The organism is Micromonospora sp. NPDC047527 (genome assembly GCF_040643015.1).
Lineage (GTDB): Bacteria > Actinomycetota > Actinomycetes > Mycobacteriales > Micromonosporaceae > Micromonospora.
This window is the reverse complement of sequence record NZ_JBEYTK010000001.1, coordinates 1764400-1788579: the sequence shown is the minus strand read 5'-3', so window position 1 is coordinate 1788579 and position 24180 is coordinate 1764400. Positions and strand designations below refer to the sequence as shown.

21 protein-coding genes and 1 pseudogene are annotated in these 24180 nt (G+C 71.3%); 17 read left to right on the top strand and 5 right to left on the bottom strand.

Annotated elements, in window-relative coordinates; all coding sequences use genetic code 11:
• Entirely contained in the window at nt 1-648 is a 648-nt protein-coding gene (locus ABZ808_RS07920) for a TetR/AcrR family transcriptional regulator (protein WP_357002397.1), read from the bottom strand.
• Between the two features lie 204 nt (nt 649-852).
• Here ABZ808_RS07920 and ABZ808_RS07915 point away from each other — a divergent pair, with 204 nt between their 5' ends.
• The 10 genes from ABZ808_RS07915 to ABZ808_RS07870 all read left to right on the top strand — a co-directional run bounded on the left by ABZ808_RS07915 (nt 853) and on the right by ABZ808_RS07870 (nt 10569).
• A complete protein-coding gene (locus ABZ808_RS07915) occupies nt 853-1794 on the top strand; it encodes an ABC transporter permease (protein WP_357002395.1) in 942 nt (313 codons plus the stop codon).
• Complete coding sequence (locus ABZ808_RS07910) at nt 1791-2984, top strand: CoA transferase (RefSeq protein WP_357002393.1); 1194 nt, start codon at nt 1791-1793, stop codon at nt 2982-2984. The genes ABZ808_RS07915 and ABZ808_RS07910 overlap by 4 nt, the downstream gene beginning before the upstream one ends.
• Nucleotides 2981-3868, top strand: a complete 888-nt coding sequence (locus ABZ808_RS07905) for an ABC transporter permease (protein WP_357002391.1) — start codon at nt 2981-2983, stop codon at nt 3866-3868. The genes ABZ808_RS07910 and ABZ808_RS07905 overlap by 4 nt, the downstream gene beginning before the upstream one ends.
• Nucleotides 3869-3922: 54 nt before the next feature.
• A complete protein-coding gene (locus ABZ808_RS07900) occupies nt 3923-5458 on the top strand; it encodes an ABC transporter substrate-binding protein (protein ID WP_357002389.1) in 1536 nt (511 codons plus the stop codon).
• Nucleotides 5455-6459 carry an ABC transporter ATP-binding protein gene (locus ABZ808_RS07895; protein ID WP_357002387.1) on the top strand — a complete coding sequence of 335 codons (1005 nt, stop codon included), beginning with the start codon at nt 5455-5457 and terminating at the stop codon, nt 6457-6459. The genes ABZ808_RS07900 and ABZ808_RS07895 overlap by 4 nt, the downstream gene beginning before the upstream one ends.
• Nucleotides 6456-7214 carry an ABC transporter ATP-binding protein gene (locus ABZ808_RS07890; RefSeq protein WP_357002385.1) on the top strand — a complete coding sequence of 253 codons (759 nt, stop codon included), beginning with the start codon at nt 6456-6458 and terminating at the stop codon, nt 7212-7214. Before ABZ808_RS07895 ends, ABZ808_RS07890 begins: the two co-directional genes overlap by 4 nt.
• A gap of 3 nt (nt 7215-7217) precedes the next feature.
• On the top strand, nt 7218-7817 hold the full coding sequence (locus ABZ808_RS07885) for a nitroreductase family protein (RefSeq protein WP_357002382.1): 600 nt from the start codon (nt 7218-7220) through the stop codon (nt 7815-7817).
• Nucleotides 7814-8890, top strand: coding sequence for an acyl-CoA dehydrogenase family protein (locus tag ABZ808_RS07880; RefSeq protein WP_357002380.1), 1077 nt, complete (start codon nt 7814-7816; stop codon nt 8888-8890). The genes ABZ808_RS07885 and ABZ808_RS07880 overlap by 4 nt, the downstream gene beginning before the upstream one ends.
• On the top strand, nt 8887-9603 hold the full coding sequence (locus ABZ808_RS07875; RefSeq protein WP_357002378.1) for a tyrosine-protein phosphatase: 717 nt from the start codon (nt 8887-8889) through the stop codon (nt 9601-9603). The genes ABZ808_RS07880 and ABZ808_RS07875 overlap by 4 nt, the downstream gene beginning before the upstream one ends.
• Before the next feature lie 141 nt (nt 9604-9744).
• Nucleotides 9745-10569: a phenylalanine--tRNA ligase beta subunit-related protein gene (locus ABZ808_RS07870; protein WP_357002376.1), complete on the top strand. Its 825-nt coding sequence runs from the start codon at nt 9745-9747 to the stop codon at nt 10567-10569.
• 91 nt (nt 10570-10660) lie between these two features.
• Here ABZ808_RS07870 and ABZ808_RS07865 read toward each other — a convergent pair whose 3' ends face one another.
• The gene (locus ABZ808_RS07865; RefSeq protein ID WP_357002374.1) at nt 10661-12172 is read right to left on the bottom strand and encodes a PLP-dependent aminotransferase family protein; all 1512 of its coding nucleotides are present in this window, start codon (nt 12170-12172) and stop codon (nt 10661-10663) included.
• A 353-nt stretch (nt 12173-12525) separates the two neighbouring features.
• Between ABZ808_RS07865 and ABZ808_RS07860 the strand changes: the two genes are divergently transcribed.
• Nucleotides 12526-14352 (top strand): alpha/beta hydrolase-fold protein, encoded by a 1827-nt coding sequence (locus ABZ808_RS07860; RefSeq protein WP_357002371.1) that lies wholly within the window; start codon nt 12526-12528, stop codon nt 14350-14352.
• A gap of 80 nt (nt 14353-14432) precedes the next feature.
• On the opposite strand, the gene ABZ808_RS07855 is transcribed toward ABZ808_RS07860, so the two are convergent.
• A complete protein-coding gene (locus ABZ808_RS07855) occupies nt 14433-15587 on the bottom strand; it encodes an ROK family transcriptional regulator (protein WP_357002822.1) in 1155 nt (384 codons plus the stop codon).
• A gap of 431 nt (nt 15588-16018) precedes the next feature.
• Between ABZ808_RS07855 and ABZ808_RS07850 the strand changes: the two genes are divergently transcribed.
• The 6 genes from ABZ808_RS07850 to ABZ808_RS07825 all read left to right on the top strand — a co-directional run bounded on the left by ABZ808_RS07850 (nt 16019) and on the right by ABZ808_RS07825 (nt 22280).
• A complete protein-coding gene (locus ABZ808_RS07850; protein ID WP_357002368.1) occupies nt 16019-17137 on the top strand; it encodes a substrate-binding domain-containing protein in 1119 nt (372 codons plus the stop codon).
• A gap of 104 nt (nt 17138-17241) precedes the next feature.
• Nucleotides 17242-18234 carry an aryldialkylphosphatase gene (locus ABZ808_RS07845; protein ID WP_357002365.1) on the top strand — a complete coding sequence of 331 codons (993 nt, stop codon included), beginning with the start codon at nt 17242-17244 and terminating at the stop codon, nt 18232-18234.
• Nucleotides 18234-19238, top strand: coding sequence for an ROK family protein (locus ABZ808_RS07840; RefSeq protein WP_357002363.1), 1005 nt, complete (start codon nt 18234-18236; stop codon nt 19236-19238). Before ABZ808_RS07845 ends, ABZ808_RS07840 begins: the two co-directional genes overlap by 1 nt.
• The gene (locus tag ABZ808_RS07835) at nt 19239-20219 is read left to right on the top strand and encodes an ABC transporter permease (RefSeq protein ID WP_357002361.1); all 981 of its coding nucleotides are present in this window, start codon (nt 19239-19241) and stop codon (nt 20217-20219) included.
• A 19-nt stretch (nt 20220-20238) separates the two neighbouring features.
• Nucleotides 20239-21483: an alanine racemase gene (locus ABZ808_RS07830; RefSeq protein WP_357002359.1), complete on the top strand. Its 1245-nt coding sequence runs from the start codon at nt 20239-20241 to the stop codon at nt 21481-21483.
• Nucleotides 21480-22280, top strand: coding sequence for an ATP-binding cassette domain-containing protein (locus ABZ808_RS07825; protein ID WP_357002357.1), 801 nt, complete (start codon nt 21480-21482; stop codon nt 22278-22280). The genes ABZ808_RS07830 and ABZ808_RS07825 overlap by 4 nt, the downstream gene beginning before the upstream one ends.
• Nucleotides 22281-22366: 86 nt before the next feature.
• Here the strand turns inward: ABZ808_RS07825 and ABZ808_RS07820 are convergent.
• Nucleotides 22367-22510 (bottom strand): annotated as a pseudogene (locus tag ABZ808_RS07820) (DNA-binding response regulator); the annotation flags it as partial.
• On the bottom strand, nt 22498-23745 hold the full coding sequence (locus ABZ808_RS07815; RefSeq protein WP_357002355.1) for a sensor domain-containing protein: 1248 nt from the start codon (nt 23743-23745) through the stop codon (nt 22498-22500). The gene ABZ808_RS07815 and the pseudogene ABZ808_RS07820, both read right to left, overlap by 13 nt.
• Between the last annotated feature and the right edge of the window lie 435 nt (nt 23746-24180).

Sequence of the window (24180 nt, the reverse complement as noted above, 5' to 3'; positions counted from 1 at the left end):
TCAGTCTCTCTTGAGCCCGATCGCGTTGGCCCACAACCGGGTCAGGCCGTCGACCGCGGCGTCGAGGTCGAACTCGTAGTCCGGGCCGGCGTCGGCGCCCATCCACAGGTACGCGAACCGGCTGAGCATCGAGGTGAGGGCGACGGCGCTCAGGTGCGGGTCGAGGTCCGGGTCGGCGAAGCCCTCGGCCTGGAGCCTGCGGATCGACCGTTCGGTCCGGCCCATGGTCTGCTGCGCCCGGGACTCGCGGATCGCGTGGATGTCGTCGTTGAACGTCGACACCTGCTCGATGATTGCCATGATCCGGCTGTGCCGGCGGTAGGACTCCAGGTAGCGGCGGTTCGCTGCCTCGATCCGCTGATACGGCGTGAGGTCGGCCGACCCGCTGCGGTGGCCGTCGAACATCTCGGCCTGGATCTGCTCGGCGACGACCCGGAAGATCTCTTCCTTGGAGGAGAAGTACGTGTAGAACGAGCCGTGCGCCAGGCCGACCTCCTTCGCGATGTCGGTGATCCGGGCATCGATGAACCCGTCCCGCTCGAAGACCCGGTGGGCACCCTCCACCAGCTTGGCGCGACGCTCCAGATAGCGCTTCGACTGCGTCGCCGCACCGTCCGGACTCGCCGGCGTGGTGGTCCTGTTGGTCACTCGTCGCCCCATTCGATCTCGTGTCGCCCGGTCGGCCGGGGTCGACCGGCCGTGTGAACCGAATCATAGAAAATCCTGGACATCGGTCCTGCCTCGTCTTAACGTCCTCTCAACGATTCTGACCCCGACGTCAGCGTCAATATAGCTTCCCCTGGTGGACCCGCGTGTCGGGTCTCCCGGTCCGATGGCGAGAGAGGTGACGGGATGCGCGCCTTCCTGATTCGCAGACTGGCCACCTTCGTGCCCACCCTGCTGCTGATCACCCTGATGGTGTTCGGGCTGCAGCAGATCGTGCCGGGCGGCCCCGCCGAGGCGATCGCGGGCGCGGGATCCACCCAGGAGTCGATTGACGAGATCAACCGGCAGCTCGGGCTGGACCGGCCGCTCGTCGAGCAGTACACGTCCTGGATCGGCAGCCTGGTGCGCGGCGACCTCGGCACCTCCTACTTCAGCCGGGAACCGGTGGACACGCTGCTCGCCCGCCGTCTCGAACCGACCGTGTTGGTGGTGGTCTCGGCGCTCGTGCTGGCCCTGGTGATCGGCGGCGGGGCCGGGCTGTGGGCGGCGGCCCGGCGTCGCCACCTGGACGGCCGTTCGGTGCTCGCGGTGTCCGGCATCGGCCTCGCCGTTCCGGACTTCTGGCTGGCGACGATCGCGGCCGGCTTCATCGGCCTCGACCTGGCACTGCTGCCGGCTGTCGGCTACACGCCGCTCGGCGACGACTGGGTGCAGACGATCCGCTCGATCGTGCTCCCGGTGCTGGTGCTCTCCTTCGCCACCGGCGCGCTGGTCTGCCGGCACGTACGCAGCGCGGTCGGCCAGGCGCTGGACAGCGCGCACATCCGGACGGCCTGGGCGATGGGCCTCTCGCCCCGGCAGGTGTACCTCGGCGACGCGTTACGCTCGGCGGCGCCCGCCGTGGTGACCCTGCTGCCGCTGTTGGTGGCCACTCTGGTGGGGGCCTCCGTGGTGGTCGAGAACGTGTTCGCGATCCCCGGGCTGGGCAGCCTGGTCGTGCAGTCGGTCGACAACCGGGACTACGCGACGTTGCAGGGCGCCGTGCTGCTGATGGCACTGCTGGTGCTCGTCCTCAACTTCGTCGCCGACCTCGTGCTGGCCCGGCTCGACCGGCGGGTGGCGGCGTGAGCGCGGCAACCGGCGCGCTGGCCGGCATCCGGGTGATCGAACTCGGCCACGCGATCGCCGGCCCGCACTGCGCGCAGATGCTCGCCGACCACGGTGCGGACGTCGTCAAGGTCGAGCCGCCGGCGGGGGAGATGTCCCGCAACGCCCTGCCGGTCGTGGACGGTCGCAGCGTCTACTTCGCCTCGCACAACCGGGGCAAGCGCAGCGTCTGCCTGGACCTGAAGACCCCGCACGACCGGGAGGCGCTGCTCCGGCTCTGCGACACCGCCGACGTGGTGGTGACCAACTACGGCGCCGACGTGCCGCAGCGACTGGGCTGGTCCTACGACGTGCTGCGGGCCCGTAACCCACGGCTGGTGATGGTGCACGTCACCGGGTTCGGCTCCGGGACGCCCGACGCACCCCGGGGCGCGTACGACGGCGTGATCCAGGCGATGGGCGGGATCGCCGACCTCACCGGGCATCCCGGCGGCGAGCCGACGTTCGTCGGGGCCTTCGTGGCCGACCATGTGGCCGCCTACCACGCGACAATCGCCGTGCTGATGGCTCTGCGCGAGCGCGAGAGCACGGGCGTCGGAACCTTCGTCGACGTGAGCATGCTCGACTCGTACACCGCCATGCTGGCCCACGAGGTCGGCCTGGCAGCCGCCGGCGTCCCCCGTGGGCGCTGGGGCAACCAGGTCCAGACCGCGTTCGCGACCGTCTTTCCGGCGCGCGACGGGCAGGTCTTCCTGGCCCCACTGGGCGACGCCGCCTGGCAGCGGTTCTGGGCCGTTCTGGGCGGCACCGACGTCAGCTACGACGAGTCCACCGGGCCGGCGCGTGACCGCCTGGAACAGGTGGTCAGTGACTGGACCTCCGGTCGCAGCGTCGCCGAGGTGCTTGGCGCGATGCACGCCGCGGGCGTCGCGGCGGGACCGATGCGCTCGGTCGGGGAGGCGGTCGCGGCGATGGCCGACGCGGCCATGGTGCTGACCGTGGACGGTCCCGACGGCCGCCCGGTGCGGGTGCCCGGCCGCCCGGTGCGGGTCGGCCTCACCGACCGCCCCGGCGCGCTCACCGTGCCGCGGACCGGAGAGCACACCGCGGAACTCCTGACCGAGCTCGGGCTCGCCCCGCGCCAGCAGCAGGACCCGGCCGACCGTGGGCTGCCCGCACCGGTAGCCCGATCGCAGGAGGCACACCGATGACCACGTCGATGGACCCGAGCACCACGGTCACGCCGCCCCGGTTCCGCCCGGGGTCGGCCGCCCGTCGGCCCCGACCGGCTGGCGGCTCGCGTGCCGTCGCCTTCTGGCTCGGCGGCGCGGTCGTCCTGCTGGTGCTGCTGGCCGGTCTGCTCGCGCCCTGGCTGGCGCCGTACGACCCGCTGGCCATCGACCCCTCGAACCCGTACGCCGGGCCGTCCGGCGCGCACTGGCTCGGCACCGACGCGAACGGCCGCGACGTGCTGTCCCGACTGATGCACGGGTCGGCCTCCAGCTTTCGCGGAATCGCCATCACCGTCGGCGTGGCCGGCATCTTCGGCAGCCTCTGGGGCCTGGTCGCCGGCTATGTCGGCGGGCCGGTCGACGAGGTGTTGATGCGGCTCGCCGACGCCGTGATCTCCTTCCCGGGCATCGTGCTCGCCATCGCGATCACCGGCGCGCTCGGCCCCAGCCTGCTCACCGCGATGCTCTCGGTCGGCGTCGTCTTCGCGCCGATCGTCGCCCGGCTGCTGCGCGCCCAGGTGCTGGCGCTGCGGCAGGCGGAGTTCGTGCTGGTGGCCCGCTCACTCGGCGTGCGCGGCTGGCGGATCGCTCTGCGGCATGTGCTGCCCAACGCGATGGGGCCGGTGGTCGTCCAGCTCTGCGGCCTGGCCAGCACCGCACTGATCATCGAGGCCGCTCTCGGATTCCTCGGCCTGGGCGTGCAGCCGCCGGCACCCAGTTGGGGGCCGGACCTGGCCCGCGCCTACGCCGACTTCTACGTCAACCCGTTGCTCACCGTCGCCCCCGGCCTGCTGATCACCGCAACCGCGTTCGCGATCAGCCAGTTCGGAGACGGCCTGCGCGACCGCCTACGGATCGGATGAGCGTCCCACCATCCGGCCCATCCTTCTCACCAATTCCCTCGATGAGGAGCAACTATGACCATCTTCGGCCCACGCCGCCTACCAATCACCGCCCTCGCCGTCGGCATCCTTGTCCTCGCGTCCGCGTCCGCCTGCGGGTCCGGCGAGTCGGGAACCGACTCGTCCGCCGCCGCACCGTTGAAGATCGGCACGGTCAACTTCCCGACCTCGCTGGACCCGACGGTGAGCTCCTCGGGGTACGACTATCCGCACCTCAACCTGGTCTACGACCGGCTGCTGGTCGGTGACCCCAAGACCGGCGAGCTGGGGCCCGGCCTGGCCACCTCGTGGAAGGTCGCGGACGACGGCTCCAAGATCACCCTCGAACTGCGCGACGGCGTCACGTTCTCCGACGGAACGACGATGGACGCCGCCGCCGTGAAGGCGAGCATGGACCGGTTCAAGGCGTCCGCCAACGGCCAGGACATCGCCAGCGTCTCCGCGATCACCGCCGAGGGTGCGAACACCGTGGTGCTCGCGTTGAGCAAGCCGGACTCCTCGATCCCGACGGCGTTGAGTGACCGGGCCGGGATGATCGTCTCACCGACCGCGGTCGAGAAGGAGGGCAAGGACTTCGCCGCCCGTCCGGTCGGAGCCGGGAAGTACACGCTGGAGAGCCTGCAGACCGGCGCTGCCGTCAACTACAAGCGCAACGATGCGTACTGGGGTGACAAGGGCAAGGCGCCCACGCTCAACTGGCAGGTGTTCAAGGACCCGCAGGCCATGGTGACGGCCTTCCAGAGCAATGTCGTCGACGTGGCGATCTCGGTGCCGCCGCTGAGCGTGGAGAAGCTGAAGACGGTGCCGGGCAAGGAGGTGGTGGTCGGTCCCGCGTACTCCGAGACGATGATCAACTTCAACGCCAAGCTGGCGCCGACCGACAAGGTGGAGATCCGGCAGGCGATCAACTACGCGCTCGATCGCGAGGTCATCCGGAAGGCGGCAAGCGGTGAGGCCGCCGAGGTGACCTGGACGGCGCTGCCGCCGACGCACCCGTACCACGACGCGTCGATCACACCCACCTACGCCTACGACGAGGCGAAGGCCAAGTCGCTCGTCGCGCAGGCCACCGGGGGCAAGCGGGTGGCCATGAAGTGCCTGACCTTCCCGGGCCTCAACTACGAGACCAGCGGCCCGATCATCATCGACTCGCTGAAGAAGATCGGCATCGACGTCACCATCCAGTCCGAGACCGCCGCCGCGGCCACCGAGGCCTTCTGGGCCAAGGACCAGGCGCCCTGCTTCCTGTCCGGCTGGACCGGCCACGCCGACCCGGCCATCACCTACGGCCGGTTGCTCAACCCGGACTCCTTCTACAACGCCGGCAAGACCGACTTCGGCACCGCGCAGTTGCAGGACAAGCTGCTGACCACGTTCGACTTCGCGCCGCGCAAGGCCGCGGCGACCGACCTCGCCAAGAAGGTGGTTGAGGTCGCGCCGTTCGCGCCGCTGTTCACCGTGCCGATGATCGTCGGGCTGTCCGACCAGGTGGCCGGCTACGAGCCGAACGCCAGCGGTCGGCCGGACATGTCGACGGTGGCCCGCAAGTGACAGGCGCGGAGCAGGCGGCCCTGGAGATCCGCGACCTGAGCATCAGGTTCGCGGGGAGCCCCGAGCCCGCGGTGCGGAACGTCTCGTTCACGGTCGGACGCGGTGAGGTCCTCGGTGTGGCGGGGGAGTCCGGCAGCGGTAAGTCCTCCATCGCCCTCGCCGCGCTGGGCCTGCTGCCGCCGGACGCCGAGGTGACCGGAAGCATCCGCCTCGGCGACCAGGAACTGGTCGGGCTCCGGGGCCGCCCGCTCCGCGCGATCCGTGGCCGGAGGATCGCGATGATCTTCCAGGAGAGCGTCTCGGCGCTGCACCCGATGCGCCGGGTGGGTGACCAGATCGTCCGGGTGATCCGTGCCCACCTGCCCGCCAGCCGGACCGAGGCCGGGTCACGCGCGGTGGTGGCGCTGCGCGACGTCCGGCTCGACCCCGACCGGGTCATGAACAGCTACCCGCACGAACTCTCCGGCGGCATGTGCCAGCGGGTGATGATCGCGATGGCGCTCAGCTGCGAGGCCGACGTGGTCCTCGCCGACGAGCCCACCACGGCGCTGGACGTCTCGTTGCAGAAGGACATCCTCGTCCTGATCCGGGAACTGGTCGCCTCGCGTGGGCTGAGCGCCGTCTTCATCAGCCACGACCTGGGTGTCCTCGGCGACGTGAGCGACCGGGTGATGGTGCTCTACCGGGGCGAGGTGAAGGAGGTCGGCGCGGTGGACGCGATGCTGAGCCGGCCGCGACACCCCTACTCGCAGGCGCTGCTCGACTGCGTGCCGCGGCTCGGGGGCAACCGGCTGCGGACCTTCCCGGAAATCACCGCCGACCGGCCGGGCGGCTGGACCGGCGGCGGGTGCAACTACGCCGCCCGGTGCCACCGGGCCGCCGACGACTGCCGGGAGCACCCCGAACTGTGGACCGTCGAGGAGAGCCTGGTGCGGTGCCGGCACCCGCTCGGCGTGGCCGCCCCCGCCGGGTGCGCCAGCCGGACGGAGGCGCTCCGGTGAGCGCGGTCCTGCGGGTCTCGAAGGTGTCCAAGGACTACGGCTCGGGCGCGAAGGCCCACCGGGTGCTCTCCGACGTCAGCCTGGAGTTGACGCGCGGTGAGGTGCTCGGCGTCGTCGGCGAGTCCGGCTCGGGCAAGTCCACGCTGGGCCGGATCATCGCCGGCTTCCTGCCGCCGACCGAGGGCACCGTCGAGCACCTCGCTGGCGGGCCGCGATCGGTGCAGATGATCGTCCAGGAGTCGGCCGGGGCGTTGAACCCCCGGCTGCCGGTCTGGCGTTCGATGGCCGAGGTTTCCGCCGTGAACCGGCGGTTGTCGCGCCGGTTCCGCGAGCCGTCGATGGAGTACGTCCGATACGTCGGTCTCACTGAAGCCGACGCGGACCGCCGCCCGACACAGCTCTCCGGCGGCCAACGACAACGCGTCTCGATCGCCCGAGCGCTGGCGGCCAAGCCGACGGTGCTGGTCTGCGACGAGGCGGTGTCCTCGCTCGATGTGTCGGTACGCGCCACCGTTCTCAACCTGCTCAACCGGGTCCGGGAGGAACTCGGCATCGCGATGGTCTTCATCTCGCACGACATCGCCGTCGTCAGCCACCTGGCCGACCGGGTCCTGGTGCTGAGCAACGGCACCGTGATGGAACACGGGCCGACCGAGCAGGTGCTCACCCGGCCCGAGTCGGACTACACCCGCGCCCTGATCTCGGCGACCCCCAGCCTGGAACGCCGCCTGATGAACGCTGCCGAAGGAGCCTGACCGATGGACGTCTTCGAGGTGATCCGGACGACGCGCGCGATGCGGCGGCTGGACCCGACCGCACCGGTCACCGATGAACAACTGTGGACCATTCTGCGCGCGGCCCACTGCGCGCCGTCCGGCGGAAACGCGCAGTGGCTGCGGTGGGTGGTGGTCACCGACGCCGAGCGGCGCGCCCGACTCGGCGAGATCTACCGGGCCTGCTGGGCACCGGTCCGCCGGCGGTACGACGACCGCGTGCCCGACGACCCCGAGGCGGCCGAGCAGCAGGCCCGGATGCTGCGCTCGGCGGACCATCTGGCCGAGCACATGGGCGAGGCGCCAGCTCTGATCGTTCCGGTGACGACCGTGGACGAGCCGTCGTCGGTGTACCCGGCGGTGCAGAACCTGATGCTGGCGGCGCGGGCGCTGGGCCTGGGCACGACCCTGACCACCACCCACCGCCACGCCGCCGACGAGGTGCGCGAGGTGCTCGGACTGCCACCGGACGCGATCGCCTGGGCGCTGATCCCGATCGGCGTCCCGACCGGCCGCTGGGGCGAGGCCCGCCGACGTCCGGTGGAGTCCGTCGTCTATTGGGACACCTGGGAGGCGACCCGGTGAGCGACGACCAGGCCGACTTCCGCCGGTCGCTGCGCGGCTTCCTGGCGAAGGCGTCACCGGAGTCCGAGGTACGGCGGCTGATGGAGGACCCGGTCGGCTTCGATCCCGCCATCTGGCAACGGATGGCGGTCGAGCTCGGGCTGCCCGGCGTGGCCATTCCCGAGACGTACGGCGGGCAGGGGTTCGGCGGCGCGGAACTGCGGCTCGTGTTCGAGGAACTCGGTCGCGTCCTGTATGGCGGCCCGTACTTCGCCACCGTGGCCCTCGGGGCCGAACTGCTGCTGCGGCTCGGCGACGAGCTGGCCTGCTCGGACTGGTTGCCACGGATCGCCGACGGGTCGCTGCGAACGGCCGTCTCCCTGCGGGGCGACCTGCGGGGCCGGGCCGGTCAGGACGGCACGTGGCTGGTCGACGGCACGGCGACGCACGTCGTCGACGCCGAGGCGGCGGTACTCCTGCTGGTGGTTGCCCGGACCGTGGACGGCGTCGACGTGCTGGCGGTGGACCCGGCCGAGGTGGGGGTGACCGTGGAACCGTCCCCCGTGCTGGACCCGACCCGCCGGCAGGCGGTGGTGCGGTTCAGCTCCGTCCGGGCACGGCGGCTCGGCCGGCCGGGGCAGGCGGGCGCGGTGGTGGACCGGGTGCGGGACCAGGCGATGGTCGCGCTGGCCGCGGAGCAGACCGGCGGCGCGGCCCGCGCGTTGGAGCTGATGGTCGAGCACGCGTTGACCCGGGAGCAGTTCGGCCGCCCGGTGGGAGGTTTCCAGGCGATCAAACACCTGTGTGCCGAGCGCCTGCTCGACGTGGAATCGATGCGGTCGCTCGTCCTCGCGGTGGACGACACCCTCGCCGACGACGCCTTCGCCGTCCAGGCCCGGACCGTGCGGTCGTTCTGTTCCGAGGCGTACTTCCGGGTCACCGCCACGGCCGTGCAGGTGCACGGCGGCATCGGCTTCACCTGGGAGCATCCGATCGGCCTCTACTTCAAGCGGGCCAAGAGCAGCGAGTTGCTGTTCGACGGGCCGGCCACGCAGCGGGAGGAACTCATCGACCACCTGCTCGCCGTCCGATGAGCGTCCACGCGCCGCTGAACTTCCGGGATCTCGGTGGCCTGCCGACCGTCGAGGGTGGGCGGGTGCGCCCCGGCGCGATCTACCGCAGCGCCACCCCGGTGTTCCTCGACCCGGACCAGGCGCAGACCTTCCGCGAGACGACAGGCATCCGCATCAGGATCGACCTGCGGGGCCGCCGGGAGATCGCCGAGACCAGCGAACGGGACCGGCTCACCGACGGGCTGCGGATCATGCATCTGCCGTTCGGCCGATCGAGCCTGCGGCCGATCCATCCGGACCCCAGTGTGCGCCTGGCCGAGCACTACGCCGACATGCTCGTGGTGTCCGCCCCGACGATCATCACGGCGGTACGGCACGCGGTGGACGCCCGCGACCACCCGCTGCTCGTGCACTGCACAGCGGGCAAGGACCGCACCGGCGTCGTCGTCGCCGTGCTGCTCGCCGCGCTCGGAGTGCACCCGCGCAACGTGGTCGAGGACTACGCGCGTACCCGGGAACACCTGGTCGCCATCCGGAACCAGACGCGGGTCCTACCGGCCTGGGAGAAGCGGATCGCGAGCCTCCCCGAGGAGGCGCACACCGCCGAGCCGGCCACCATGGAGCACTTCCTGACGCTGGTGCAGGAGCGGCACGGCGGCGTCGCCACCTGGCTGGCGGCGCGGGGCTTCGGCGCCGACGACCTCAAGGCCCTGAAGGCCACCCTGGTGGAGTAGGCCGGCACCGAGCGGTCACCCGACGACGGCTACGTGATGGGGATTGGCCTCACCGGATCACCCCGGATTGGCCACACCCGGTGGCCGCACCGCTGCGTACGGTCGGTCCGACCACAGGACCCGAACTCCACGAGGATCACGATGACCCAGCTCAGCGACGGTGCGGCCACCCTCACCGTACGCATCGACGACCGGGTGCTGACCGCGGTGCCGGACTACGTGCTCGGCGTGCTCGCCATACCGGCCGTCGAGGTCGCGCCGGCGCCTCCCGCCGTGTCGGCGCTGCTGACGGCCGCCGAGGACGCGCTGCACGCGGCGGGCCTGGACAAGGCCGGGGTGGCGGGGCTGCCGGGCATCGCCGCGTGGCGGGACGCGTACCGGGCGGTGGGGGTGAACCCGAACAGGTTCCCGTGCGCCGCCGAGTCGATCGCCCGCCGGGTGGCCAAGGGGGATCGGCTGCCCCGGATCAACGCCCTGGTCGATCTCTGCAACGCGGTCTCGCTCGGCGCGGCGCTGCCGGTGGCCTCGTGCGCGGTCGACGGCTTCGCCGACCTCGTCGTCCGGCCGGCCGACGGCACCGAGACGTACCTGCCGCTCGGCGCGCCCGACGCGCCCGAGCAGCCCGAGCCGGGCGAGGTCGTCTACGGGGACGCCGACGGGCGGGCCCACTCGCGGCGCTGGAACTGGCGGCAGGGCCACCTGGTCCGCACCGATCTGGGCCGGCACCGGCTGCTGCTCACCGTCGAGTCGGCGCACCCCGGCGGCCGGGCGGAGGTGACGGACGCGCTGGCCCGGCTCGCGGCCGTCCTCGACGAGCTGGCCGACGGCGCGCGGCAGGAGGACGACGCGCGGCAGGAGGCGGTGCTCGACGGCACGACGACCAGCGTGGTCCTGCGCACCGCCGGCCCGTCCACCGGCGGCGGGCCGCTCAGCCCCGCCGGCACCCACCGTGGGAGCCGCCCGTGAACCGCGCGATCCTGGTGATCTACCGGCCGGCGGCCGGCCGGTACGCGGCCCAGTTCCGCAGCGTGATCGCCGCCACCGAACCGGCCCCGCTTCACCGAGCCGTCACGTCCCGCACCGCGGCGGCCAGCAGCGCCACACCCTCGGTGATCCGGGCGGTCGGCAGTGCCGCGTACCCGATCAGGAAGGTTGGTTCGGTCGGTGGCCGGGTGACGAAGTAACCCGAGGCCGGGTAGACCCGGACGCCCCGCGCGGCGGCGGCGCGCACGATCTCCGCCTCGTCGGCGTCGGGCGCGCCGCCCAGGGTCACCAGCACGTGCAGCCCGGCCGCCGTACCGGAGATCTCCACCCCCGCGCCGAAGTGCTCGTGGAGCGCCTCCAGCAGCCGGGCGCGTCGCTGCCGGTAGAGGCGGTCCATCCGGCCGATGTGCCGGGCGTACGCGCCGGAGGAGATGAACTCGGCCAGCGCCTCCTGGGTCAGGGTAGGGCTCAGCCGATCGGTGATCCACTTGACGCCGAGGAACGACCGGACGAGGTGTGGCGGCAGCACCGCGTACCCGATGCGCAGTGAGGGGAAGAGGGTCTTGCTGAAGCTGCCGACGTAGGCCACGTCCGCGTCCTGCGGATCGGCGGCCAGCGACGGGAGTCGCTCCTCGGCGAAGGTGAACTCGTTGTGGTAGTCGTCCTCCAGCACCGTCGCGGCGTGTTCGCGGGCCCAGCGCAGAAGCGCCCGTCGCCGCCGGTCGGACATGATGAACCCGGTCGGGAACTGGTGCGACGGGGTGACGTAGACCAGGCGTACCCGGGCGGGGTCGAGGCCGTGCTCGCGGACCCGGCAGTCGATCTCGTCGACCAGCAGGCCCTCCTCGTCGACAGCGACCGGCACCACCGCGGCCCGCGAATAGCCGAAGATCTGGCGCAGCACGGTGTGGCTCGGGTCCTCGATGACCACCACGTCGCCGGGGCCGACGAGCAGCCGCACCAGGATGTCCATGGCCTGGGTGGCGCCGCTGGTCACCACCGTGTTCTCGCGGGTGGCGTCGAGTGCCCGGCTACGGCGCAGCAGCGCGGTGATCTCGGTACGCAACGACGGGGAGCCCTCGGCCGGGCCGTAGCCCAGCGCCACCGCGTCGGCCCGGCTCACCGCCTCGGCGAGCGACTGCCGCCACCGGGTGATCGGGAAGCTGGCCAGCGCCGGGGTGCCGTGCCGGAAGTCGTACGTCCCGTCCGGCCGGTGCATCGGTGCCGGTTCCCAGGGTTTCCACAGCGGACTGCCGGCGTCGGTGGGCAGCGGCGGCTCGGGCCAGAGGTGCGCGCGGGTGCCGCGCTGGGCGGGTGGCGGCGCGTCGGGCAGGGCGCCGCTGACCCGCGTGCCGGATCCGCGCCGTGAGGTGAGCACCCCGTTGGCCCGCAGCAGTTCGTACGCCCGGGTCACCACCGTCCGGGAGACCCGGAGTTGGTGTGCCAGTTCGCGGCTGGGCGGCAGCGGGTCGCCGGGGCGCAGCCGACCGGCGCGCACGGATCTGCTGATCTGGTCGTAGAGCTGCTGCTGCAACGGGACCGGGCTGTCGCGGTCCAGCGTGACGAGGAGCTGGGACGAACTCACCTGCGCATGCTCCCCCGATCGACGCCGGTCCCTGAGTCTAGCCAGGGGTCGGCGTGTCGGGGGTGACTTCGTCGATGCCGTGACCAGGAGTAACCCGAGGCCGCGACGGCCCCGGGATCCCTTGACACCGTTAGGAGCGCCCCGCCACACTACCTGTGCTAATTCGATTTAGCTGAATACAGGTCCACCGGAGCATCGGCGCGGGTCACGTCATGGTTGAGGGAACCCGCGCGGCCCAGGAGTGAGCTTTTCCCAGCTCAAGGCCGCGATTTGAGACTACAAAGGAGTGTGCTCAGTTGAGGAAGGCGATCGGAAGGCGCCGGCTCAGGCGTGCGATCTCGATGCTCGCGTTCGTGTCACTCGGTGCGGGCGCCATCGTCTCGGCGCCGGCTGCCGCCGCAGCCGGACCCGCGATTGTGCAGGGCGCGACCGTCAAGGCGGATCCCGCTTCACCGACCGGATACACCGCGAAGTTCGTCTACCACAATCCCAACGCCACGCAGGTCCGCCTTGCCGGGGACCTGACTCTGCTCGACGTCAACACCGGCAACACGCGGTATCAGCCGGAAGCGTGGCAGCCGGGGCGCTACCACTCTGGAGGCACCGAGTTCCTCAGGGACATGACCAGAGACTCGTCGGGATACTGGTCGGTCTCGGTCCCGCTGCACGCCGGAAGCCTCAGCTACTGGTACCGGGTCTGGGACCCGACTCAGGGTTGGGTCAACAAGCGCATCTGGGATCCCGCCTCGACGAACCCTCGCCCCCCGGGCGAGTCCTCGTTCCGCGTCAGGAACAACGACGTCCTCGATGCCGTGTACGTGCCGTACGCCAGGAAGCAGAACGACCCGGTGCTGAAGGAGCGTGCGGAGTACGAGCTGCCGATGGCGGACCGCTCGCGACGGGGCACCGTCCAGTACGTCCCCTACACCACGATCCTGGGCGACAGTGGCCATTACCTCGGCGTCTACCTGCCGCCCAACTACGATGCCAACCGCGCCGAACCGTACAAGGTCGCGTATCTCGCCCACGGCATCTTCGGTGACGAGACCGACTTCATGGTCCCCGCGAATGTCCCGAACATCCTGGACAACATGACGGCGAAGGGCGAGATCGAGCCGACGGTGGCGGTCACCATGGGGAACCACTTCACGGGCACCAGCCTCGGGTTCGCCTCGTACAACCAGACGAACGCCGCGAACAACCTGGTCCAGACGATCCTTCCGCTCGTCGAAGCGAGCTACAACGTCTCGACCGAGCGTTCGGGGCGCGCCTACGGCGGGTTCTCCTACGGCGGGATGACGGGTGGCGTGGTTATCAGGAACTACCCGACCACGTTCGGTTTCTATGGACACTTCTCCGGCAATCCGTCCCTCACCGCGCAGGACTACGACAACATCGCGGGCGCGGTCGGGGATGACGGCCTCTTCGTGTTCCTCGGCAACGGTGTCTTCGAGGGCAACCTCAACGCCCAGAACGCCATCGCGAACAACTTCCGGGCACGCGGGTTCGCCGCCGAGACGACCCAGGTCCCCGGCGCGCACGACGGGATGACGGCGGGCCAACTGTTCACGATCTTCGCCCGGGACCACCTGTGGTCGGGGGTCGACTCCGTGTCGGTGACGCCCCCGACCGAGACGTTGACGCGGGGCTGGAACTGGGTCAGGCAGTTCAACGCCCAGGTGACGACCAACGATGGTGTGAGCCCCGCGGTGACGTGGTCGGTCACGGGAGCGACCTCAGCGGCAACGACCATCTCCGCGGATGGTCTGCTCTCGGTGGCCGCTGACGAGACCGCCTCGGCGCTCACTGTCGTGGCGACGTCGGTGGTCGACCCGACCAAGGCAGGCTCAGCCCAGGTCACCATGACGGCCCCGGGCACGGCACGGGTCGTGGTCAAGGCGAAGGCCGCCCCCGCGTCGATCGTCCGGGGTGCAACGTTCACGCTGAACGTCGATGTGCGGGCGCAGACCCAGCACAAGAAGGCGCCGAAGGTGACCGGTGAGGTGGCCGTCACCTTCGGCGGCAGCACGCGGGTGGTTGCGCTGACCGACGGCGTGGCCGTCATCGAACTGCCGACCGCCGGGCTGTCAGCAGGGGGGTACCCGGTCCACGTCGCCTACTCCGGTGACCCGACCTACGCTCCCGCCGCAGCGGTCCATCAGCAGCTGCGGGTTCGGTAGTCAGCAGGCGTGGGAGCCGACGACCTCAGGTCGTCGGCCCCCCACGAGCGGCGCCGTCGGGCAGAAGGGCGGCGGACGGATTACGCGATCACTGTGGCGGACAACGCGCCCAGGTCGCAGCCGGCGAGGGCGTCCGACTGGGGCACGTGGGCGAGGTCGGCCTCGGCGAGCCCGAGTCGGCCGTACGCGCTGTGCAACGCCGCCACCACGGCACCCAACGCGCCGGAGAGGTCCCCGAGTTCCGCGCTCTGCACGGCTGCCGCCGTGGCGGGCACGATCTCCCGCAGCCGACTGCCCAGTCGACCGAGGTCGGGCTTGAGGGCGTGGGAGATGCCGCCGCCGAGGACGATCACCTCGGGCTCGTAGGCGACCACCGCGGCGGTGAGGATGATCAGCAGCGCCTGCTCGACGTACTGCTTGACCGGGACCAGGCGGGAGTCGGTGGAGTGGAACACGTCGGCCGCGTTGTCGAACGGTAGGCCGAGATCGCGGGCGCGGGCGAGGATGCCGTGCCCGCTGATGATCTGTTCGAGTGCGCCGCCCAGCGGGCCGGCCGGCAGGTGCCCGAACTCGCCGACCATCCCGCTGCGGCCCCGGAACAGCCGCCGCTCGATGGCGACGCCGGCACCGAGCCCGGCCCCGATGGTGAACATCACCGCGGTCTGCGCGTCGCGGGCGGCGCCGAAGCGCAGCTCGCCGAGGAGCGCGTAGTTGGAGTCGTTGTCCACTTCGACCCCGACCGCCAGCCGCTTCTCCAACAGTCGGAGGAAGTCCGGGTCCTCGACCTGAGGAAGGTTCGGCGCGTTGCACACCGTGCGGTCGTGCTGCCGGACGGCTCCGGGCAGCCCCACCGCCACGCAGTCGAGCCGGGCCAGGTTGTCGCCGACGGTCTGCCGGATCAGGTCGGCCAGCCAGCGGGCCAGCCGGGGGGCGTCATAGTCGGCCGGTGTGGGGACGGTGCGGCCGACCAGCGGCGTGGCGGCGAGGTCGGCCACCACCAACCGGACGTTGGAACCGCCGACGTCGACCCCGCAGACCACGCCCCGTCCGGCGGCGATCGCCACGCGGGTCGCCCGCCGGCCCCGGGTGGTGGTCGGGGTGCCATCGGTCTCGGTCAGCAGCCCTTCGTCGAGCAGCACCTCGACGATGCGCGAGACGGTGGCGGGGGAGAGGTCGGTCTCCTGGCCGATGGCGGTGCGGGTCACCGGCCCGTGTGTCAGGACGTGAGCCAGCACGGTCGACCGGTTCGCGCGCCGGGGCGCTTGTGCTTCCACGTCCACCCCCCTATTTCTTTTCCGTCCGAATGTTAAGGGCAGGGTGCTGTCGGGGCAACCACCGATCGCGTGTCGGATCGGTGAGTTGCTTCTGCCGCTTGGTGGTTGGCCCGCACCGAATCTGTCACCGGTGCCACCACGCCGCCTCACCAGAATCGGATTTTCGGGTCGAAGTGAGTGGGTGGAATCTCCGATCAACCCTCTTGACGGGCCTGACCAGCGCGGTAATACTTTCACCCTGAACGGAAATAGAGGCCGCCGCCCCACCGGTACGCACCGGATCCCGGGGTGACGGCACGGGTCCCTTGTCACGTGCCGTGCTGGTCGCGTCGGAACCCCGTCTCAGTCCGGAGCCACCGGTTCCGGGCCCGTTGCCTGTGGAGGGAAGAGCTATGAATCTCACCCGTAGACGTGGGGCCGTCCTGGGCGCAATCTGCGCCCTGGCGCTCATGGTCAGCGCCTGCTCGAACGAGACGTCCGGCGACGACGGCGGCGCGTCGAGCGGCCCCCGCACCGAACCGAGCCTGTCGTTCGTCGGCCCCGGCGGGGAGACGCCCACCGCCGCCGACCAGCTGTCGCTGACCCCCGAGGAGCAGCAGAAGGTCAAGGACGGCAACTTCTCGGCCGCCTTCGTCTGGCACGAGGGTTCCGCGCTGACCAAGGCGGTGGAGTCCGGGGTCCGCAAGGAGTTCGACCAACTCGGCATCAAGGTGCTCGCCAGCACCAGCGCCGAGTTCGACGCGGCCCGGCAGGCCAACAACGTGCAGACCGTGCTGGCGCTCAAGCCCGACCTGATCGTCACCATCGCGGTCGACCCCACCGCGGCGGCCGCGGCCTTCAAGCCCGCCGTGGACGCCGGCGTCAAGCTCGTCGTGATGACCACCCCGCCGAAGGGTTACAAGGCCGGGGAGCAGATCGTCGGGATCGTCACCGCCGACCTGACCGCGTTCGGCAAGGCCAACGCGGAGATGCTCGGCAAGGCGCTCGGCGGCAAGGGCAAGGTCGGCTACATCTACCACGACGCCGACTTCTGGTTCACCAACCAGCGGGACAAGGCGTTCAAGGACTGGCTGAACTTCCTCTACCCGGACATCAAGATCGTCGAGGAGACCGGCTTCTCCGACCCGGCGCGGACCGAGGACATCGCCACCGCGATGCTGACCCGCCACTCCGACCTGAACGGCGTCTACGTCGCCTGGGCCACCGCCGCCGAGGGCGTGCTCGCCGCGACCCGGCAGCAGGGACGTACCGACGTCAAGATCGTCACCAACGACCTGGAGGCGAACCTCGCCGCCGACCTGGTCAAGGGCGGCAACATCGTCGGCGTCGTCGCCAACGGCTCCACCCGGCTCGGCCAGAGCCTGGGCATCGTCGCCGCCTACGGGCTGCTCGACAAGAAGGCCCCGGAGCTGGTCGTCGGATCGCCGATGGCCGCCACCAAGGAGAACATCGCCGAGGCCTGGCGCGACGACTACGGCCAGGAGCCCCCGGCCGAGGTGCGCGGCAACTGACAGCAGGCAACGAGGTCCGGGGCCTCTCCAGAGAGACCCCGGACCTCACCTGGGCCACGCCACACGGGCCTCGGCCCCGGCGAAGCGATGGAAGGAAAAGCCAGATGGGGTACGTCCAGACAGTCCTCGGGCCGGTGTCCCCCGAGTCGCTCGGCCGGGTGCTGAGTCACGAGCACCTCGGCGCGCTGGTGCCCGGGCCGTGGCTGTCCGGCGGTGCCGGCGACGACCGCGCGGACCTCGCCGTCGTCGCGGTACGGGGCCTGCCGGAACTGGGCTTCGGCACGATCGTGGACCTGTCCCCGTACGAAGTGGTGGGTCACGACGTCACCCTGCTGCGCGAGGTGGCCCAACGCACCGGCCTGCACGTCGTCGCCGGGTCGGCGATCTACCTGGAGCCGTACTCGCCGGGCTGGGCCCTGAAGGCCAGCGTGGACGAGATGCGGGAGCGGTTCGTCGCCGACGCCACCATCGGCGTGGGGGACACCGGCGTCAAGGTCGGCATCTTCGGCGAGCAGGCCACCGGGCTGAACGAGATCACCCCGCACGAGGAGAAGTGCCTGCGGGCCGCCGCCCGCGCCCACGTCGCCACCGGCCTGTCGGTCAACACCCACACCACGCACGGCACGATGGCGCTGGAGCAGGTCGAGATCCTCCGCGAGGAGAAGGCCGACCTCTCCCGGGTCGTCATCGGCCATCTGGACATCAACCCCGACCCGGACTACCTGCGGGCGGTGCTGGCGACCGGCGTCAACATCGCATTCGACACGCTCGGCAAGCAGTTCTGGGACTTCGTGCTCGCCCCGCTGCCCGAGGACCCGCCGGAGGGCGAGTTCGGCAAACGGGCGTACCACCGGCCCGACCACGCCCGGCTGGACATGCTCGCCGGGTTGGTTCGGGACGGCTACGCCGACCGGATCCTGCTCTCGATGGACCTGACCGGCGCCGAGGCGTACCTGAACCCGGGCACGCACGGTCGCCTCGGGTACTCGTACCTGGGCCAGGAGATCGTGCCGGGTCTCGCCCGGCGCGGCGTGCCGCCGGAGGCGCTCGACCAGATGCTGGTGGCCAACCCGGCCCGACTCCTGACGGTCGGCTGATGGCCGCGCATTCGCCGTCCGTCCCGGCCGGGTACGTCGCCGGTGTGGACCTCGGCGGCACCAAGCTCCGGGCCGCGCTCGCGGATCTCGCCGGTCACATCGTGGCCGAGGACGTGCAGGCCACCGACCCCCGTGGCGGGGTGGCGGTCGCCGCGCAGATCGACACGCTGCTCCGCGACCTGGCTCTCCGGTCCGGTGTGCGGTGGTCCGACATCCGGGTCAGCGCGATCGGCCTGCCCGGCGCCCCGGACCCGGCGACCGGCACCGTCGACCTCTCCCCGAACGTCTCCGAACTCGGGGCCTTCGACATCCGGACCGAGCTGACCAGCCGTCTGGGACACCCGGTGGTGCTGGACAACGACGTCAACATGGCGGCCGCCGGGGAGCGGTGGCTGGGCAGCGGACGTACCCACCGGCACTTCGTGTTCGTGGCCGTCGGCACCGGGATCGGCATGGGCATCGTGTTGAACGGGGAACTGGTCCGCGGCGCCCGTGGCGCGGCGGGGGAGATCTCCTACCTGCCGCTGGGCACCGACCCGTTCGACCCGGCCAACCAGATCCACGGCGCGCTGGAGCAGGCCGTCGCCGGTGCCGCCCTGGCCGCCCGCTATCGAGCGGTGAGCGGCGAGCAGGCCAGCGTGCCCGACGTCTTCGCCCGCGCCGCTGCCGGCGATCAGGGGGCCCGGACGGCCATCGACGAGGAGGCCCGCTTCATCGCGTTGGCCATCGTCGCGGTCACCGCCGTCCTCGACCCGGAGGCGGTCGTCCTCGGCGGCGGGATCGGCTCCCGGACCGAGTTGGTCGAGCCGGTCCGGCGCTGGGTCGCCGCGCTGAGCGCGGATGCCCCGGAGATCAAGACCAGCCAGCTCGGCGACCGGGCCGGCGTACTTGGTGCCGTCGCGGTCGCCCGCCAAGAGGCCGGCGTCCACCCCGATGCGCCGGCGCGGCTCGTCGCGGCCCAGCCCGGCAGGAACGCCTCTTTCGAATCAGCGGAGGGACGATAGATGACCCAGACCGATGCGGCGGTCAAGGCCAGAAGCGGGCCGACCTGGAGCAGGTTCAACTGGCGTGACTATGTGGTCTACATCGGCTTCGCCGTCGTGTTCCTGTTCTTCGCCATCACGCAGGGCAGCAACGGCTTCCTGACCACCAGCAACCTCACCAACATCGTCATCCAGACCGCGCCGATCACGGTCATGGCCGTCGGGCTGGTCTTCGTGCTGGCGGCCGGTGAGATCGACCTGTCGATCGGCTCGGTCGTCGCGCTCTCCGCGCTGGTCGGCGCGGTGACGCTGCGGGAGACCGACAGCATGCTGCTCGGCGCGGCTGCCGGACTGCTCGCCGGTGCGGCGGTCGGCCTGGTCAACGGTGTCTTCGTCACCCTCGTGCGGCTGCCCTCCTTCCTGGTCACCCTCGCCACGATGGGCGCGGTGGCCGGCCTGGCCCGCGAGGTCACCGGCCTGCAGTCGGTGCCGGTCAGCAACGAGGCGTTCCTCTCGCTCTTCGGCCAGGGCGAGATCCTCGGCATCCCCGGCCTGGTGCTCTGGTCGGTGGCGGCCGCGGTCGTCGGCTACATCGTGCTGCGGCAGACTCGGTACGGGGCGCACACCCTCGCGATCGGCGACAACGTCGCCGCGGCCCGGGTCAGCGGCATCAAGGTGGTCCGCGTCAAGATCATGGTGATGATGGGCAGCGCGATGTGCGCCGCCATGGCCGGCCTGCTGTACGCCGGCCGCCTCCAGGGCGCCCGGTACACCCTCGGCGAGGCCGACCTGATGTCCGTGATCGCCGCCGTGATCGTCGGCGGGACCAGCCTGTTCGGCGGCAAGGGCTCCATCGTCGGGGCGCTGCTGGGCAGCCTGCTGATGGGCATGCTCAACAACGGCCTGATCCTGGCCGGGCTGTCCGTGTCCCAGCAGATGATGGCGCGCGGCGCGATCATCCTCGTGGCCGTCTCCCTCTCGCTGCGCGAGCGGCGCAGCTGACCCGGAAGGAAGCACACGCATGTTTCTGGATCTGCTGCGACGCCGCAACCCGGGCCTCCTGACCGCTGCCGCGGACCTGCACCAGAAGGGCGACCTGCCGGCCAACTGCTACGCGCTGGACCTGGACACCGTGGCGACCAACGCCGTCGCCATCCGGCGCGAGGCCGACCGGCTCGGGCTGACCGCCTACGCGATGACCAAGCAGGTCGGGCGGAATCCCGACTTCTGCCGGACGGTCCGCGACGCCGGCATCACCGAGGCGGTCGGCGTCGACCTGCAGTGCGCGCTCGCCGACCGGCGCGGCGGGCTCGGCATCGGTCACCTCGGTCACCTGGTGCAGATTCCCCGGCACGAGGCGGCCACCGCCGCCGCGCTCGCCCCGAAGCACTGGACGGTGTTCGACGACACCAAGGCCGGCGAGGCGGCGGCCGCGAACGCCGCGACCGGCCGGGAGCAGGCGCTGCTCGCCCGGGTCAGCGCCCCCGGCGACCGCTTCTACCGGGGTCACGAGGGCGGCTACCCGGCCGACGAGATCGTCGCGGTCGCCGACCGGCTCGACGCCCTCGCCGGTGCGCGGTTCGCGGGTGTCACCAGCTTCCCGACCCAACTGTTCGACCCGGCCGCCGGTCGGGTGGTGCCGACGCCCAACCTCGACACCCTGCGGACCGCCGCCGCCGCGCTGCGCGCCGCCGGGCGGTCGCACGTCGAGATCAACGCCCCGGGTACGACGTCCGCCGCGATCCTGGGCATGCTCGCCGAGGCTGGCGCCACCCAGGTCGAGCCCGGTCACGGGCTGACCGGCACGACGCCCTGGCACGCGGTCACCGACCTGGTCGAGGAGCCGGCGGTGCTCTACGTCAGCGAGGTGTCCCACCTGTGGGGCGGCCGGGCCTACGTCTTCGGTGGCGGGCTCTACGTCGACCCCGTGCTCGGTCTGGGCGGCACCCGCGCCCTGATCGTGCCCCGGGGCGGCGGTCTCGACGACGCGCACCTGGTCGACGTGGAGATGCCCGCACCGGAGGCGATCGACTACTACGCGATGGCCGACGTCTCCGCCGTGCCGTCCGTCGCGCCCGGCGACACGGTCCTGTTCGGATTCCGGCCGCAGGTCTTCGTCACCCGGGCACTGACCGCGGGCGTGACCGGCGTCCGGTCCGGTGCCCCGGCCGTGACCGGCGTCTACGCCGCCGACGGTTCGACGCCGATCCGGATCGACGACACCGACGCGAGCACCCACTCGGCTGGCACAGGGAGGCAATCATGAGCACGGTCACCCGGAACACCGTCCCGGCCGGTGGCGAGGCCGCAACCGGCGCACCGCCGTTGCAGTTGCGCGACATCCGTAAGCAGTTCGGCGGGGTCGTCGCGATCGAGCGCTTCGACCTGGAGTTGGCCGCCGGCCAGATCACCGCACTGGTCGGCGACAACGGCGCCGGCAAGTCCACCCTCGTGAAGATCATTTCTGGGGTGTACCAGCCGACCGAGGGCGAACTGCGGATGCACGGCCGGCCGGTGTCGTTCCGGGACGCCTCCGATGCCCGCAAGCAGGGTGTCGAGGTGGTCTACCAGGACCTCGCCCTGGCCGACTCACAGCCGGTCTACATGAACATGTTCCTCGGACGGGAGTTGGTCCGCGGCCCGCTGCGGCTGCTGGACCGGCGCCGGATGGCGCGGGAGACCCAGGAGCTGGTGGATGCCCTGGACGTCCGCATCCCCAGCGCGAAGGCGACGATCAGGGACCTCTCCGGTGGGCAGCGGCAGGCGGTGGCGATCTGCCGTGCCACCCACTGGGCCAGCGGCCTGGTGCTGATGGACGAGCCGACCGCCGCGCTCGGGGTGGCCGAGACCGCCAAGGTGGAGCAACTGATCATGAAGTTGCGGGAACGGGGCGCCGCCGTGCTGATCGTCAGCCACAACCTCGACCAGGTCTTCCGGATCGCCGACCGGGTGGCCGTGCTGCGCCGAGGGCGCCAGGTCGGAGTGCGCAACATCGAGGAGACCAGCCGCAACGAGATCGTCTCGATGATCACCGGTGCGTCCGCGGAGGTCGAGCGGCCCTGAGCCCCGGCTGCTGTTGGTGAAGCCGGGGCGTCACCAACAGCAGCCGGCCAGGCCGGCGATCAGTGCGCCGTGGACAGGAAGTGGGCGACGTCCGGGGCGTACGAGCAGACGGCTGCCAGGAACGGGCCCGGCGAGTCGGTGGTGGCGACCACGTCGAGCGACTCGGCCCGCAGCAGTAGGGCCAGCCCTTCGCGCAGCAGGGGATCGTCTTCGGCGATCACGATCCGCATGGCAGCTCCACCTGTATCGTCGTCGGCCCGCCGGGCGGGCTGATCAGCGAGAACCGTCCGTCGTACGCCTCGACCCGCCGGCGGATGCCGGCGATCCCGGAACCGTCGCGCTCAGCGGCGCCACCGTGGCCGTCGTCGCTCACCCGCAGCAGGATCTGTGCGCTCTCCCGCCGGGCCGTGACGGTGACGGACGTGGCGCCGCTGTGCTTGTTCACGTTGGTCAGCGCCTCGGCTACGACGAAGTAGGCGGTGGCCTCGACGGAGGCTGCGCACCGGCCGGGCACGTCGATGTCGAGCCGGCACGGCACGGCGCTGCCGGCGGCCAGGCCGCCGAGAGCGTCGGCCAGGCCACGGTCGGCCAGCACCGGCGGCAGGATGCCGCGCACGACGGTACGCAACTCGGCCAGCGCCTGCTCGGCGGCGTCCTGGGCACGCTCCAGAACGGCCGCCGCCGAGTCCGGATCCCGGGTCAGCGCCCGACGGGCCGCGCCGATCAGCACGTTGACCGCCACCAGCCGGTTCTGTGTCCCGTCGTGCAGTGACCGTTCGATGCGGCGCAGCTCCGCGGCGTGGGCGTCCAGCGCGGCAGCGCGGGTGGCGGTCAGTTGCGCCACCCGCAGCGACAGGTCGGCGCCGGGGGGTGGCGCCAGCAGACGACGGCCGGGCCACGCCTGGAGGCGGGCCATTCCCGGCCCGACGGCCAGGCCGACGGCCAGCCAGCCGATGCCCAGAACTCCCGCCCCGAGCGCGTCCAGGAACCCGTCGATCCGCCAGGTCAGCAACCCTGGCCCGGTGGAGCCGGGCGGCAGCAGCCAGAACCACAATGGGAACGTGACGCCCTGCAGCGCGTACAGGGCGATGACGAGGGCGAGCAGGCCGATCAGGAAGCCGGCGAAGGCGTGTACCGCCAGCCAGCCCAACTCCCGCCGCACGGCGTAGTCCCGCAACGCCACGCGCAGTCCGGCCGGCACCGGCCCGGGATCGATGACCCTCGGACCCCAGCGGGACAGGCGGTCCCGTTCACGGTTGGCGACCGCCCGCACCATCCGCAGGGTGGGCGACGGGAGGAGGAATCCGATGCCGATGACATGGGCAAGCCCACCGAGCGCCAGGAGTGACGTGCTCAGCCCGCCGACGAGGTGTTCCAGGGCATCGACCGCGAGACGTATCCGGTCGTTCAGGTAACGCCGGCCGGCGTGGAAACGCCTGCCACCGGCCCAGTCCTCGATCGCCACCGCACCTCCCCGCCAGACCATAGGACACCGGTCCGGACCGGGCGACGGCGCGGCCGTGATAGCGCTGCTGCCGGTGCGACGTCACCACCCGCCGCAGCGCGCAACAGGAAGAAAAAAAACTTGTGCCCGTTGTCGTAGATATTCTCGGCAGGGTCGGTTAAGGTATCTCTCGTTGACAGCAGAGGAACGTAAAGACGCGGACGGGCTCGTCGCACGAGACGGGCAGCGGGCTGAGAGCCGGCGCACATCGCCGCTTTCGCCCGCACGGCAGTGCGGATAGGCAAGCTCCGGTCGATGTGACGGGGCGTCGCAGGTGGGGCCGAGGCACGTTCAGGGCTCCAGCTGACAGTTCGTCGCCGACGTGTGGGGCCACGAAGTTGCGTGGGGCCTCCACGCGGGCGAGCAGTTCAGGCAATGGAAGCAGAGGAAAGGGAG